Source organism: Luteimonas yindakuii, from assembly GCF_004803715.2.
In the GTDB taxonomy this organism is placed as follows: domain Bacteria; phylum Pseudomonadota; class Gammaproteobacteria; order Xanthomonadales; family Xanthomonadaceae; genus Luteimonas; species Luteimonas yindakuii.
Genome location: NZ_CP039383.2, coordinates 2,765,528 through 2,778,193, shown reverse-complemented (window position 1 = coordinate 2,778,193; position 12,666 = coordinate 2,765,528). Strand labels below are relative to the sequence as shown.

Below are 12,666 nucleotides of genomic sequence, written 5' to 3'. Positions count from 1 at the left end.
CGGCGGTCGAACGATCAGCGCCCGTCGCGGTCGGCGTCGCCGGGCAGGGCGCGTTCGACGCGATGCCAGGCATCGCGCACCGCGTGCCTGGCCTGCTGCCAGGACAGGCGCGAGCCGCCGCGCTCATGTTCCCAGTCGCGTTCGAGCCGTGCTTCGGTGGCCTCGTCCCAGCGTGCGTCGCGGTCCCTGGCGCGCGCACGCGTGCCGTACCGGTACGCCGGGCGGTAGTCGTCGTAATCGTGTTCGCCGCTGTAGTAATCGGCACGGTTGTAGGTCTCGCCGTAATGGGCGTCGAGATCCTCGTAGGTGCGCCAGGTCTGGTCGGTGCGCTGCCAGGCGTCGGCGACCGCGGGCCGGGCGTCGTTCCACGACAGCATCGAGGCGCCGCGCGCGGTTTCCCAGCGGTCGCGCAGTTCCGGCTCCGCCTCGTCGAACGCGCGGATGTCGGCGTTGCGCGACTCGGTGCCGTAGCGGTAGGCGGGCGCGTAGTCACGCTCGTAGTCGGCATCGGCGCGGTAGTAGTCGCGGGCGGGCGCACTGTCGCGCCAGTACTCCACTTCCACGGTCGGGTCCACGCGTTCTGCGACGGCCTTGCCGCCGGCGGCGCCACCCAGGGTGCCGATCGCACCGCCGACCAGGGTGCCGATCGGGCCGAACAGGCTGCCCACCGCGGCGCCGGCCACGGCGCCCAGGGTGCCGCCTGCGGCCACGCCGCCGGGATGTGCGCCGGCGGCGCCGGAGATCGGATCGCGGTTGGCGTCGGGCTGGCGGGGCGTGTGCTTGTCGCTCATGTGGATTCTCCGCAGGGGTCGATGCCGCCACTGTCGTGCAGCGCGACGTGCAGGCGACGTGCAGCCGGTTGGCGGTGCCGCATCCAGCCATTCACCAACGGGCGGGCATGCACCGCCCTAAGCTATGCGGTCGTTCCGGATCACCTGCCCATGCCCGCTTCCCTGCCCCGCGTCGTCCTGTTCGCCTGTCTCGTCGCTTCGTTGCTCGCCGCCTGTGGCGGTGGCCAGGCCGGCAAGGCGCGGCCCGCGCTGCTCGGCGAGACCTTTGCGTTCGACGACATGTACTCGCGCACCTTCGCCACCCGACCCGACGTGGCCTGCGAGGCCGCGCGCCGCGCATTGCTCGGGCAGGGCTACGCGGTGGGACGCGCGGAGGCGGCGTCGGTGGAGGCGAGCAAGAATTTCCAGCCCGAGTCCGATTCGCACCTGCAACTCGCGGTACGGGTGTCGTGCGTGCCGCAGGACGGCCACGCGCTGGTGTTCGTCAGCGCATTGCAGGACCGCTACGCGTTGCGCCGCAGTGCCAACTCGGCAAGCCTCGGCGTGAGCGCGCTGGGCTCGGTGTCGCTGCCGATCGGCAGCACCGAGGACTCGCTGGTGCGGGTGGCCAGCAGTACGGTGCAGGATGCGGAGTTCTACAGCCGGTTCTTCGAACGCCTCGGCCATTACCTGCCCGCGCATGTGCGCGAGGTCGAGGACGAGCGCTAGGCAGCGTGCAGACGGCGTGCGCGTCGCGCCGCCGCCCGGTCACCCTCCCGCCGGGTCACTGGATCCAGCCACGCAGTTCCTCTTTGCTGAGGCGCCCGTCGGTATCGGTGTCGACGCCGCCGAATTCGGCCGCCAGGGTCGGATGGGCGGCGGCTTCAGCGCGGTCCAGGTACTCGTCGCCATTGGTGTCGAGGGCATCGAAGACGATGCGGTACTGGTTGCGCAGCACCGCGTCGGGCTCGTAGGAACGCACGATCACCTGCTGTTCGCCGGGGTTGCCGAAGGTGGTGATGCCCGTCTGCGAGCCCTGTGCACTGGCCGGAGCCGGCGCGTGCCCGTCCTGTGGCAACGGTTGTGTCCGGGTCTGCGCGGCAAGGGCGAGCGGCAGCAGGGCAAGGACGGCGAGGGCAAGGCGGGACATGGTCATGGCGGGGCTTCCTCGTTGGGTTGGCGGGGCGACGGACGGACGCGTGGCAACGACCGGATTCTAGGCGCGTCGACGTCAATACCTGTTCAGTCCCCGGGCGCGGCACCCGGGCATCGGACGCGGGCGGTCGCTGGAATGTTCATCGCGGCACATCATTTCGGGCGCTATCCGCATACGTGGGGCCGTTAACGTTTCGTAATTTCTCCGCACCCTTCCCGTGAAGAGTGCGTCCGTGACCATCAAGCCCCTCCATCAAGCCATCCGGCGCGCACTGCTGCCGATCTCCGCCGTCGTCGCCGTCGTCGCGCCCGGTGCCGTTTTCGCCCAGGCCAGCGGGCAGTCCAACCAGCCCACTACCCTTGATCGCATCGAGGTCACCGGCACGCGCATCCGCCGTGCGGACATGGAGACCTCGAGCCCTGTGTTCACCATCGACCGGCAGTCGATCGAGTCGTCCGGTGCGGTCACCGTCGGCGACTTCCTGCAGCGCACGCCGGCGATCTCCGGCGCCGCCACCAATCCGCAGGTCAACAACGGCGGCGGTGCGGGCGCGGCCACGGTCGACCTGCGCGGCCTCGGCGTGAACCGCTCGCTGGTGCTGGTCGACGGGCGGCGCTGGATCGGCACCGTCACCAATGCCAATGGCGCGGTCGACATCAACTCCATCCCGATGGCGTTGATCGAACGCGTGGAGGTGCTCAAGGACGGCGCCTCGGCCATCTACGGTTCGGATGCCATCGGCGGCGTGGTGAACTTCATCCTGCGCAAGGATTTCGAGGGCCTGGAAGCCAGCGTCTTCTACGGCAACTCGTCGCGCGGCGACGCCGACACGCAGCGGTTCGACGGCGTGTTCGGCATGGTCAGCGACCGCGCGCGGTTGATGCTCGGCGCCAGCTACGACAAGGAAGACCAGGTCAGCGCCGCCGACCGCGCGTATTCCAGCCAGCCCTACCAGCTGTACGCCGGCGAGCACGGCATCGGCGGCACCAGCCGCATCCTCACCGGCCGCTATGTGGTGCCGCGCGCCTCGGCGACCGGAGTCAACCTCGCCGATCCGAACTGCGGGGCCGGCGCCAACGTCGTGCTGACCCGCATCGACGGCCGCCCCGGCACCGCGCCCACCGACTTCCGCTGTTTCGATCCGGTCAACGACACCTACAACTTCCAGGCCGACGGCAACCTCAACCTGACCCCGCAGGAACGCACCGCGCTGTTCCTGAGCGGCAACTACCAGGTCAGCGACAACATCGAGGCGTTCCTGCTCGGCTCCTGGCTGCGCACCGAATCCTCGTTCTTCATCGCGCCGCTGCCGTTCGACGGCCGTGCGGCGGTGGACAACGTGCCGATCAGCGGCGACAGCCTCTACAACCCCTTCGGCGTCGACATCGCCGACGCCCGCCTGCGCCTGCGCGACTTCATCCCCACCCGCACGACGCGCTTCGAGACCGAGACCTACCAGATCACCGGCGGGCTTCGCGGCAACTTCGGCGGCAGCAGCTGGAGTTGGGACGCCTCCTATGGCTACGGCCGCACGCCGCAGTCGTCGACGGTGCGCGGCTACCTGTACAGCCCGGGCCTGACCGATGCGCTGGGCCCGTCGATGATCGACCCCGCCACCGGCAACCCGATCTGCGTGCGCACGCCGGGCAACCCCGCCACCGCGATCGCCGGCTGCCTGCCGGTGAACTTCATGGGCCCGCCGCCGGATCCGACCACCCCGGCGGGACAGGCGCAGCTCGCGGCGCTGGAGCTCATCAACCCGACCATCCACAACACCAACGAGAACGACCTCGAGGTGTTCAATGCCAACGTCACCGGCGACCTGTTCGAGATCCCCGCCGGCGTCGTGTCGCTGGCGGTGGGTGTCGAACACCGCAGGGAGGCGGCGAGTTCCAGCAGCGACTTCCTGACCATCATCCCGCCGGGCGAAACGGTGTGCCTGATCACCCAGGAGGCCTGTACGTTCGGCGACATCAACGGCAAGTTCGACGTCAGCGAGCTCTACGCCGAAGCGCTGATCCCGTTGCTGGAAGACGTGCCGTTCGCCGAACGGCTGAGCGTCTCGCTCGGCACGCGGTACTCCGACTACTCCAACTTCGGCGACACCACCAACTCCAAGATCGGCCTGGAGTGGAAGCCGTTCGCCGACCTGCTGGTGCGCGCGACGTTCGCCGACGCCTTCCGTGCGCCGACCATCGGTGACCTGTTCGCACCGACCGTACCCAGCGCCAACACGTACACCGACCCGTGCAACGGCTACACCGGCCAGGCCACCGCCGATCCGCGTGCGTGCGCCGGGGTGCCGACCGATGGCTCGTTCCGGCAGAGCAACAACCAGGTCACCTCGTTCCAGGTCGCCAACCCGAACCTGCTGCCGGAGCAGGGCGACGTGCTCACCTACGGGTTCGTGTACAGCCCGGGCTGGTTCGAGGGCTTCTCGCTCACGGCGGATTTCTGGCGGGTGAAGCTGGACGAGTTCATCGTCAACCTGCCCGAGAACGTGATGCTCAACCAGTGTTTCAACTTCGGGCGCTTCTGCGACACCTTCATCCGCGACGATGCCGGCGACGTGGCGCAGATGACCAACCTCATCGGCAACTTCGGCAGCCTGGAGACGTCCGGCGTCGACCTGGGACTGCGCTACCTGTTCCCGGAAACCGACTGGGGCAGCTTCCGCTGGAACCTCGACACCACCTACCTGGCCGAGTACGAGGTGCAGCTGTTGTCGGGCGATCCCAGCAGCAACGTCGGTGCGTTCCCGGGCATTCCCGGTAGCGTCGGCCTGGCCGGCACGTTCGTCGACAACGCGTCGTCCGGCTTCGGCAACATGGCCCGCTGGCGCGCGCTCAACGACATCAGCTGGACGCTGGGCGACTTCAGCGCCAGCCTCACCACGCGCTACGTGCACCACGTCTACGAGGCGCCGGATGTCGCCGATGTCACCGACCCGGGCTACGTGGCGAGGCGGCGGGTGCCGTCGTTCACCCAGACCGACCTGCAGATCGGTTACCGCTTCGCCGAGCTCAACAACAGCTCGATCCAGGTCGGCATCCGCAACCTCACCGACAGGCAGCCGCCGCTGATCTATTCTGGCTTCAATGCCTCCACCGACATGCGGACCTACGATGCCATCGGCCGGTTCTACTGGATGCGCTGGACAGCCCGTTTCTGAGTACGGGGCCGCATCGCTCCCCGCCGCGGCCACCGCCGTGGCGGGGACGTGCGATGCGGAACTCGCGCACTACATCCGCGTCTACGACGACGGGCTGGAACCGGCGATGTGCCGCAAGCTCATCGACTCCTTCGATGCGCTGGCCCGCTTCCAGCAGGTCAACGGGCGCGGCGTGCGCCCCGGCCTGGATGACAGCGCGTGGACCGAGCTCGATGTCAGCCGGCTGTCGGACGCGCCGTTCCTCGCCTGGTTCCGCCAGCTGGTCAGCCGCCAGCTGCAGCGCTACAACGCCGACGTGCGACTTCCGATCCCGGTGCCGGACAGCCCGCTGCTCAGTCCGCTGATCCTCAAGCGTTACCGCGCCGGCGGGCAGGAGAAGTTCCAGACCCATTTCGACTCGATCAACGAGGTCTGCGACCGCTACCTGGTGTTCCTGTGGTACCTCAACGATGTCGAGGAAGGCGGCCGGACGTGGTTTCCCGGCCTGCAGACCGGCGTGGCGCCGAAGGCGGGGCGGCTGCTGATGTTCCCGCCGTACTGGCTGTACGCGCACCAGGGAGAGCCGTCGCCACGCCAGGACAAGTACATCCTGTCCACCTACCTGCGCTTCGTGCAGACAGGCCCGGCGGCGGCGCCGGGCACTCAGTCCAGCGTGTAGCCGTAGCGTTCGACGAAGGGCGCCAGCAGCTCGAGCGTGCCCGGGCTGAAATGCGCGCGGTAGCGCTGCCAGCGCCCGACCGCACGCACATGCACCGGCTCGGCCACCTGCGCGTAGCTGGGCGTGCGGATGCGCTGTCCGCGTTCGACCACCGACGCGTGGAACGCATGCTGCCCGGGCTGTGGCACCAGCGACAGGAATGCCATCAACGCGGCCACGGTGTCGCCGGGTGCAGCGGCGAGATCCTCGTAGCGCAGCGTGTGCACGCGCGGGCCGGCGAGCACGCGCTGTTTCTCCCAGTGGCCCATCACCGCGGCGTAGGTGCGTGCGGTGGATTCGAGCGAATCGAAGGCGAGCGCACCGCCGTTGAGGCCGAAGGCCTGGAAATGGCAGCTCAGCACGCAGTCGCAGGGATGGCGCAGCAGCAGCAGCCAGTCGCTGCGTGGGAACAGCCACTGGATGTAGCTCGCGCGCGTCAGGTACAGCGGGTACTTGTCGACCAGCCGTCCGCCCGGCGGCAGGTGGCGCGCCACCTCGTCGCGGTAGTGGGCGCGCAGCGCGCGGTGTTGCCCGGCGTCCAGCCGTGCCAGCGCGCCATCGAGGTCGTCGTCGCGCCAGCCTGGAGCGCGGCGCATCACCTCGATCACGCGTTCGAGTGCAGGGCGCTCGTCGAGCACCTGCAGCGCCGGGTGCTGTCCCAGCATCTGTTCCAGCAGCGTGGTGCCCGAGCGCGGAAAGCCGACGAGGAACACCGGGTCAGGCGGATCGCCGGTGCGCGGCGGGTACGGCGCCGGCAGCGGACGGTGCAGACGCTGCCGCAGCCAGCCCAGCACCTGTGACTGTTCCAGATCCGGGTGCCGCTGGCGCAGCGCGCGGCGCGCGTGGGCATGGGCCCGGGCCAGCGCCTGAATCGCGGCATCGGCGTGCTGCTGGCGGTCGTGGCATGCGGCGAGCTCGAACCACAACTGCGCGGCCATCGCGGGATCGCCCTCGCGGTCGGCGGCCGGTGCGAGGACGAGGACGGCCTCGCCGGGTTCTCCGCGACGGCGCGCCATGCGTGCCGTCGCCAACGCCGCCATCGATGCCATGGCGGTATCCACTTCACCGACTACCGCGAGCAGCGCCTCCGCCTCCTGCACGCGGTTCAGGCGTTCCAGCAGCAACGCCAGCCGCACCCGTGGCGCCGAGGCCCCGGGCCGTTCGGCCAGCAGTTCGGCGAACAGCGCCTGTGCGGCACCTTCGTGTCCGGCATGCGCCAGCAGCCAGGCCAGCACCGTGCGTTGCTCGAACGACAGGCCTGCCGCATCGATCGCAGCCACGCAGGCGGCCAGGTCGTCGTAACGCTCCAGCTCGGCCAGGCATTGGCCGTGGGCCAGGCGGACGTCGGCGGCATCCGGCTCTTCGGACTGCGCGCGCTGCAGCCAGGCGAGCGCGTCGCCAAACCGGCCCTGCGCCATCAGCGCCAGACCGTGCCCGAGCAGGTACGGCACGCCCTGCGCCCCGGCGGCACCGGCGCGCATGAACGCCTGCAGGGCGCCCTCGCCGTCCGTGCAGTCGAGGCACGCATTGCCGAGGTTCACCCAAGCGTCCGCCTCCTGCGGCCGCTGTTGCGCGTAGGCGGCGAACAGCGCGCGCGCCTCCTCCGCACGACCGCTGGCGGCCAGCGCCAGCGCCCGCAAGCGCATCCAGCCCGGTTCGTGCGTGCCGTCCGCGCGTGCTGCCGATGCGTGTCGCAGCGCCGCCTGCGCATCGCCCTGCCGCAACAACTGCTCGGCGGTCTCCAGCTCCGCTGGACTGTCAGGGCGCATCGGGCACTCCGGAGGCTCGTGGCGGGTCCGCAGCGGACTATCCGCCTGCACCTGCACGCGTACAACCATGCCGGCGGCGTGCATCCGGTTGCGTGCGCGGTCGGTGGTGCGTGATCGAGCCAACGTGCTCGCGCCGCGCCGCGCCGTCGGCGGATGCGTTCATCTCCGGTCAACAGCTGTCCGTCAACGATCGCGGAGAACGTTTTCGCAGGCGGTACTTCCTGCACTGCCCGGGCCGCGGCCACGGGCGGAACCTGCCGACAGCTGCCGGATGATCCGGGAGGACGCTCGCGTGCGAGTCCAGCACCATCTGCTGCACGGATCCCAGTCGCTGGCACCGGCCACCCTCGACAGCGAGTGTCTCAACCTGGTGCGGGGCCGCGGCCGGGGCAACCGGATGCAGGTGCCTGCCGGCTGGATCAGCCTGTGCGTGGTGCTGTCGGGTTGCCTGGAGCTGCGGAGCCAGGACACGGACTGGCCGTTGTCGCGGGGCCGCTACCAGCTATGGCTCGAAGGATCGCTGCGCTGTGCCAGCCATGGCCATGGCTGGTGGCTGATGCTGACCGGGCCGGCCACCGCATGGCATCCCGGCACGCGCGCGCCGGTGACCGACATGCTGCCCTGGGAGGCCGCGTGCCCGCGTGCGGTCATGCGGCCGCTGGTTCGGCTCGCACGCAGCGGCAGGCGCGCGGAGGCGCAGGATCCGGCCACCGTTGCAGGGATCGTCGCCGACCTGCGTCACGCGATCTTCGAACACCAGCAGGACCTGCACACGCACCTGCAACGCTGCAGCGGCCGCACGCGGCTGCGCAGGCAACAGACCCTGCTGCGGCTGCTGCGCGTGCAGCACCTGATCCGCTGCCACCTCGAGGACCACATGGCGCTTGGCCGGCTTGCGGCGAGCGCCAGCTACTCGCCCTGCCACCTGGTCCGCCTCTACCGCAACGTGTTCGGCGAGACACCCAACGAGTACGCCGCGCGCCTGCGCTGCCAGCGCGCCCGGGAGCTGGTGTGCGGGACGTCGATGCCGGTGTGCGAGATCGCCGAGACGCTGGGCTTCGAGAGCGAGAGCGCGTTCTGCCGTGCGTTCAAGCAGGCCTTCGGCTGCACCGCGACCAGCGCGCGGCGCGATGGCCTGCCTGCCCCGGGCTCTGCAACGGACCGCATGACCGCCAGCCCGTCATCCGTGATGCTGGAGGGCGGCGGATCGATGGCGATCGCCCAGGGGTGGCTGCCACGGGGTGAGTTGCTGCCGGAGGCCTAGGCCGGTGATCCCGCGCCTGCGGCGGAGGCCTCGGGCGCCATCCCGCCGTGCCGCAGCAGGGCATCGATCCTGGGGTCACGGCCACGGAAGGCGCGGAAGTTCTCCAGCGCCGGGCGGCTGCCGCCACGGGCCAAGATCTCGGCACGGAAGCGCGCGCCGGTTGCGGCCACCGCATCGGGTTGTTCCTCGAACGCGGCGTAGGCATCGGCGCTGAGTACCTCGGCCCATTTGTAGCTGTAGTACCCGGCCGCATAGCCGCCAGCGAAGATATGCGCGAACTGGTGCGGGAACCGGTGCCACGACGGCGGCCGGTTCACCGCGACCTCGTCGCGGATGCGTTCGAGCAGCGCCAGCACGTCGGCCGGTGGATCGCCCACGTGCAGTTCCATGTCGAACAGCGCGAACTCCAGCTGGCGCACGGTCTGCATGCCGCTCTGGAAGTTGCGCGCCGCCAGCATGCGTTGGAACAGGTCGCGCGGCAGTGGCGCGCCGCTGTCGACATGCGCGGTCATCGCTTCCACCCGCGGCCATTCCCAGCAGAAGTTCTCCATGAACTGGCTGGGCAGTTCCACCGCGTCCCACTCCACGCCGTTGATGCCGGCCACTGGAAGCTCGCCGACCTCCGTCAGCAGCTGGTGCAGGCCGTGGCCCATCTCGTGGAACAGGGTCACGACCTCGTCGTGGCTGAAGGTCGCGGGCGCGCCGTCGACACCACGGCCGAAGTTGCAGACCAGGTACACGATCGGGGTCTGCGTCGAGCCGTCGGCGCGATCGCGGCGGTTGCGGCAGTCGTCCATCCACGCACCGCCACGCTTGCCCTCGCGTGCATGGAGGTCGAGGTAGAACTGCCCGACCGGGCGGCCGTCGCCATCCACCAGCCGGTAGAAGCGCACGTCGGCGTGCCACACCGGAGCGCTGTCCTCCTCGACGCGCAGACCGTACAGGCTGTGGATCACATCGAACAGGCCGGCCAGCACGCGCGGCCCGGTGAAGTAACGCTTCACCTCCTGCCCGGAATAGCTGTAACGCGCCTCGCGCAGCTTCTGCGATGCCCACGCCAGATCCCACGGCTGCAGCGCGTCGAGGCCGAGCGTGTCGCGCGCAAAGGTTTCGAGTTCGACCCGGTCGCGGCGCGCATGCGGCAGCGCGCGGCCGGCGAGGTCACGCAGGAACGCCAGCACCTCGTCGGCGCTGCGCGCCATGCGGGTGGTCAGCGACAGCTCGGCGTAGTCGGCGTGCCCGAGCAGTCGGGCCTGCTCCGCACGCAGCGCCAGGATGCGGTCGATCAGCGGGCCGTTGTCGAGCTCGGAAGGACCGGCGTCGGAGGCGAGGACGCCATGGGCGCGGTACAGCCGCTCGCGCAGTGCACGGTTGTCGGCGTAGGCCTGCACCGGCAGATAGCACGGCATCTTCAGGTTCAGGCGCCAGCCGTCCTCGCCCGCGTCCCGCGCATCCGCACGGCACTGCGCGAGCACGTCGGCGGGCAGGCCGACGAGTTCGGCCTCGTCGGTGGTGGTCCAGGACCACGCATCGGTGGCGTCGAGCACGTGCTCGGAAAACTTCGCCGACAGCGCCGCCAGTTCCTGCTGGATCTGCGCGAAGCGCGCGCGTGCGTGGGGTTCGAGTTCGGCACCACCGAGGCGGAAATCGCGCAGCGCGTTGTCGACGACGCGCCGGCGCGCGACGCTCCAGCCAGCGGCTTCGGGTGCCGCGGCCAGCGCCCTGAAGCGCTGGTACAGCGCCGGGTCCTGTCGCAACGCGCTGTGGAACTGCGTCACCTTCGGCAACGCGGCGTTGTAGGCCTCGCGTAGAGCGGGCGTGTTGACCACCGCATTGAGATGGCCGACCTGGTTCCAGGCGCGGCCGAGGCGTTCGGTGGCGTCGTGCAGGGGTTCGACGAGGTCGTCCCAGCTGACGGCGGCCGCCGTGGTGGCACGGGTGAGCGCGGCCGCGGCCTCGGCCAGCAGGGTATCGATCGCGGGCACGACATGATCGGGCCGGATCGCATCGAAGCGCGGCAGTGCGGAGAAGTCGAGGAGGGGGTTGGTCATCCCCGGATGGTGGGGGCGCGACCGGTCGGATTCCAGCAGGACCGGCCGCAAGGCGGCGCCGGGCGGCGATGCCGCCGCGCGCGCTCAGGGGGTCGCGAGGATCGAGACGATACGGTTCTGCAGCCAGCTGGTGTCCTCGGCGGACAACGTGTCGCGCGACAGGGAGCGGGTCTCGTGCGAGAACGCGGCCCAGAAATCGCTGTCGTGCGGATTCTGCTGGCGCATCTGCGGCAGGCGTTGGCGGAGATCGGTCAGGCGACGATCGAGTTCGGGGCGGGACATGGGACAACCTCTGTTTCAGGCATCGGCACGATGGTGCAACCATCGGCTCGCCGGGGAATCTGGTCGCGCTGCGCGGGACTGGCCGTGATCCACGGAGACGGTCGGGCGCGGCGCGTGTCCCAACGTAGTCGGCGTCCCTGTAGGGCGGCGTGAAAAACCGCATGGAATCAGCGGTTTGCGAGGCGGTGCTGTTCAGTCGGATGAACCGCTCCAATGCCTTGTCTCACGGATTGAGACATCGACCCGCCACGCTTGCGTGGTGGAGACCGTCGACAAGCTTGCGATCCTGGCCGATGCGGCCAAGTACGACGCGTCCTGCGCGTCGAGCGGCGCATCGAAGCGCCATTCGCTCGGCACCGGCGGGATCGGCAGCACCGAAGGCATGGGGATCTGCCATTCGTACACGCCGGACGGCCGCTGCGTCTCGCTGCTGAAGATCCTGCTCACCAATTTCTGCATCTACGACTGCGCCTATTGCGTCAACCGCGTCAGCAGCAACGTGCGCCGCGCGCGCTTCAACACCGACGAGGTGGTGAAGCTCACCCTGGATTTCTACAAGCGCAACTACATCGAGGGCCTGTTCCTCTCCAGCGGCATCATCCGCTCCAGCGACTACACGATGGAGCAGCTGGTGGAGGTGGCGCGCAGCCTGCGCGAGGACCATCGCTTCGCCGGCTACATCCACCTCAAGACGATTCCCGACGCCGCACCCGAGCTGCTGGCCGCGGCCGGGCGCTACGCCGACCGCCTGAGCATCAACGTCGAACTGCCGACCGAGGCCGGGCTTGCCGAGCTGGCTCCGGAGAAGAAGCTGCCCGGTATCCGCGCGGCGATGGGCGAGCTGCGCTGGCGCATCGAGGAGAACCGCGAGCAGCGCCGTGATCGTGGCGCGGGGCGCGCGAAGCCGCCACGTTTCGCACCGGCGGGGCAGAGCACGCAGATGATCGTCGGCGCCGATGGCGCCAACGACCGCAGCATCCTGCACACCAGCGACAACCTCTACGGCAACTACCGCCTGCGACGCGTCTACTACTCGGCGTTCTCGCCGATCCCCGACGCCTCGATCCGCCTGCCGTCGAAGGCGCCGCCGCTGGTGCGCGAACACCGCCTCTACCAGGCCGACTGGCTGCTGCGTTTCTATGGCTTCGGCGTCGACGACATCGCGCCGGCGGATGCCGGCGGCATGCTCGACCTCGACATCGACCCCAAGCTCGCCTGGGCGCTGCGCCATCCGGAGCAGTTTCCGGTGGACATCAACCGTGCCTCGCGCGAATTGTTGCTGCGGGTGCCGGGGCTCGGCACCCGCAATGTCGACCGCATCGTCGCGTCGCGCCGGCAGGGTGCGTTGCGGGTGGACGATCTCGCGCGGCTGCGGGTGCCATTGCGCAAGACGCTGCCGTTCCTGCTGCTGCCCGACCATGTGCCGCGCGGGGGGCTCGACAATCCCGCACGACTGCGCGCGCAGCTGGCGCCACCGCCGCAGCAGGCGGACCTGTTCGCGTGAG

General features: G+C 69.8%; 9 protein-coding genes and 1 pseudogene. 5 read left to right on the top strand and 5 right to left on the bottom strand.

Annotated features, from left to right (window positions below; genetic code table 11):
- Positions 1–14: 14 nt before the first annotated feature.
- Positions 15–791, bottom strand: a complete 777-nt coding sequence (locus E5843_RS12885) for a hypothetical protein (protein WP_134674310.1) — start codon at positions 789–791, stop codon at positions 15–17.
- A 150-nt stretch (positions 792–941) separates the two neighbouring features.
- Between E5843_RS12885 and E5843_RS12880 the strand changes: the two are divergent.
- Positions 942–1,466, top strand: a pseudogene (locus E5843_RS12880) (DUF2242 domain-containing protein); the annotation flags it as partial.
- Between the two features lie 88 nt (positions 1,467–1,554).
- Here E5843_RS12880 and E5843_RS12875 read toward each other — a convergent pair.
- A complete protein-coding gene (locus tag E5843_RS12875) occupies positions 1,555–1,926 on the bottom strand; it encodes an EF-hand domain-containing protein (protein WP_136412861.1) in 372 nt (123 codons plus the stop codon).
- A 232-nt stretch (positions 1,927–2,158) separates the two neighbouring features.
- Between E5843_RS12875 and E5843_RS12870 the strand changes: the two genes are divergently transcribed.
- Positions 2,159–5,098: a TonB-dependent receptor domain-containing protein gene (locus tag E5843_RS12870; protein WP_141066060.1), complete on the top strand. Its 2,940-nt coding sequence runs from the start codon at positions 2,159–2,161 to the stop codon at positions 5,096–5,098.
- A 37-nt stretch (positions 5,099–5,135) separates the two neighbouring features.
- Positions 5,136–5,756, top strand: coding sequence for a 2OG-Fe(II) oxygenase (locus E5843_RS12865; RefSeq protein WP_244240784.1), 621 nt, complete (start codon positions 5,136–5,138; stop codon positions 5,754–5,756).
- Here the strand turns inward: E5843_RS12865 and E5843_RS12860 are convergent.
- The gene (locus tag E5843_RS12860; protein WP_166816023.1) at positions 5,741–7,564 is read right to left on the bottom strand and encodes a tetratricopeptide repeat-containing sulfotransferase family protein; all 1,824 of its coding nucleotides are present in this window, start codon (positions 7,562–7,564) and stop codon (positions 5,741–5,743) included. The genes E5843_RS12865 and E5843_RS12860 overlap by 16 nt on opposite strands.
- A gap of 292 nt (positions 7,565–7,856) precedes the next feature.
- Between E5843_RS12860 and E5843_RS12855 the strand changes: the two genes are divergently transcribed.
- A complete protein-coding gene (locus tag E5843_RS12855; RefSeq protein WP_166816022.1) occupies positions 7,857–8,828 on the top strand; it encodes a helix-turn-helix domain-containing protein in 972 nt (323 codons plus the stop codon).
- Here E5843_RS12855 and E5843_RS12850 read toward each other — a convergent pair.
- Together E5843_RS12850 and E5843_RS12845 are read right to left on the bottom strand one after the other, a co-directional pair.
- Positions 8,825–10,879, bottom strand: coding sequence for a M3 family metallopeptidase (locus E5843_RS12850; RefSeq protein ID WP_136412854.1), 2,055 nt, complete (start codon positions 10,877–10,879; stop codon positions 8,825–8,827). The genes E5843_RS12855 and E5843_RS12850 overlap by 4 nt on opposite strands.
- A gap of 84 nt (positions 10,880–10,963) precedes the next feature.
- Entirely contained in the window at positions 10,964–11,161 is a 198-nt protein-coding gene (locus tag E5843_RS12845) for a hypothetical protein (RefSeq protein WP_134674303.1), read from the bottom strand.
- A gap of 259 nt (positions 11,162–11,420) precedes the next feature.
- Between E5843_RS12845 and E5843_RS12840 the strand changes: the two genes are divergently transcribed.
- Positions 11,421–12,665 (top strand): putative DNA modification/repair radical SAM protein, encoded by a 1,245-nt coding sequence (locus E5843_RS12840; RefSeq protein ID WP_134674302.1) that lies wholly within the window; start codon positions 11,421–11,423, stop codon positions 12,663–12,665.
- Position 12,666: the final 1 nt, after the last annotated feature.

Bases quoted from the DNA above. Each gene is read 5' to 3' on its own strand.
- E5843_RS12885 (WP_134674310.1), bottom strand. From the start codon at position 791: ATGAGCGACAAGCACACGCCCCGCCAGCCCGACGCCAACCGCGATCCG.
- E5843_RS12845 (WP_134674303.1), bottom strand. From the start codon at position 11,161: ATGTCCCGCCCCGAACTCGATCGTCGCCTGACCGATCTCCGCCAACGC.
- E5843_RS12850 (WP_136412854.1), bottom strand. From the start codon at position 10,879: ATGACCAACCCCCTCCTCGACTTCTCCGCACTGCCGCGCTTCGATGCG.
- E5843_RS12860 (WP_166816023.1), bottom strand. From the start codon at position 7,564: ATGCGCCCTGACAGTCCAGCGGAGCTGGAGACCGCCGAGCAGTTGTTG.
- E5843_RS12875 (WP_136412861.1), bottom strand. From the start codon at position 1,926: ATGACCATGTCCCGCCTTGCCCTCGCCGTCCTTGCCCTGCTGCCGCTC.